1 protein-coding gene is annotated in these 1742 nt (G+C 70.1%); it reads right to left on the minus strand.

Translation table 11 applies throughout. The annotated features are described in order from the left end of the window. A partial coding sequence (locus MCM47_RS40120) for a glycoside hydrolase family 5 protein (RefSeq protein WP_238951771.1) occupies nucleotides 1–1696 on the minus strand: 1696 nt, incomplete at its 3' end. Nucleotides 1697–1742 lie beyond the last annotated feature (46 nt).

Below are 1742 nucleotides of genomic sequence, written 5' to 3' on the forward strand. Positions count from 1 at the left end.
TCATGCTGTAGCCGACCGCGAAGCTGTTCACCGGGCACTGCACCTTGTTGTAGCCGGACGCCCAGTCGCCCTGCCGGACGTACTTCTCGCCGTCGACCTTCTCCCAGGCGCCCGCCGCCTTGCGCGGTTCGGCGACGTCGGTGCAGAGCCCGCGGCCGTAGCTGCGACTGAGGCCGACCAGGCGCTCGGTGTCGGGACAGTTGCCCTTGTGGTCGCCCGGGCTCCAGTCGGCCCTGGCGAGCATGGTGCGGGAGAGGTTCCAGTCGCCGTGGTCGATGTCGACGATGTTCCAGTGGTCGACCGGGGCGACCGCTCCGCTCCGGCCGGGGGCGGTCACGAGCTTGTTCCAGTCGGTGGCGCGCCAGTCGCCGCCGTCCTCGATGCCGAGCCGCCTCCCGGCGGCGTCGTAGGTGAGCATCGCCCAGTTGTCCTGCGGCCTGCCCGCGGCGTCGGTCCAGCCGACCAGCGGCCAGACGGCGAAGTCGGTGTCGGTCTTGACCAGGATGTCGGTGAAGTTCCTGAACCAGGCCTGCTCCTTGGCGTCGGTGGAGTCGCGCCCGGCCGCGCCGAACTCGCTGACCCACACCGGGGCGGTGTAGTGCTTGCCCTCCTCGGTCACGAAGGTCCCCTCCTCCTTCACGACCTCGGCGAGCTTCTCGGGGGTGAAGTCCTCGTAGCGCGGGTCGTCGGTCGCTCCCCAGCCACTGCCCGCACCGGTGTTGGACGGGCCGGTGTAGCCGTAGAAGTGCACGGAGTACACCAGCTTGTTCGAGTCGATCAGGGTGTGCGAGAGGGTGGCGACCCGCTTGAGGTTCGGCCGCTCGTACGAGAAGAGGGAGGCCGGGATGCCCTGCCAGTTGATGCCCTCCATGACGATCAGCAGGTCCGGATCGGCCTGCAGGATCGCGTTTCCGGCCTGCTCGTAGGCGGTGTACGTGTCGTGGTCGTCGCCCCAGCCCCAGTTCGGATCGTTCCAGGTGTCACGGCGGACCTCGTTGCGCAGGTCGGCGCCGACCACCCGCTTGTCGTCCCGGTAGCGCTTGGCCATGAACACCCAGTCGTCGACCCACTGTTGTGTCGACTGGCCGCTGTTCCAGCGCTCGTTGCCGTCCAGGCCGCAACAGAAGCGGTACGTGGTGGTGTGGTTGTTGAGGATCACCGCGAAGCCGTCGGCGGTCAGCGCCGCCACGACGGCGTCGAACACCTCCAGTGGGGTCCTGCCCTTCAGCTCCGGGTTGGCGGCGACCGCCGAGTCCGGCACCGCGGCCGGGTCGTGGATCATCGCGTTGGCGAACGGGAGCCGGACGCTGTTGATCCCGAGCGCGTGGAAGTCGGCCATGATCTGCGCGATCGGGGTCCGGTCCAGCCCCAGCGGGATGTTGTTCGACTTCTGGTGGGCCTGGTGGTTGTTCACGTCGCCGACGTCGCCGCTCCCCTGGTACGTGCCCTGGGCGCCGGCCCAGTTGCCGGACTTGAGCTTGAAGCGGTCGCCGTGCGCGTCGACGACGTAGCGGCCCCGGGTGGACAGCGGACCGGTCCAGGAGGCGGACAGCTGCGCGCCCGTCAGGGCGACCGGGGCGGACGTGGCGGCGGTGGCGGGGGCCGCGGCGGCCGGGCCGGGGACGGCCACGCCCAGCAGGGCGGCGGCGGCGAGCAGCGCGGGGATTCCGCGCGTGGCGGATCGTACGGTTCTCATGACGGTTCTCTCCGGGTGGGGTGGACGAGGGAGAGGAGCGTGGTGC

Origin of the sequence: Kitasatospora sp. A2-31 (assembly GCF_022288725.1) — a bacterium.
Classification (GTDB): domain Bacteria; phylum Actinomycetota; class Actinomycetes; order Streptomycetales; family Streptomycetaceae; genus Kitasatospora.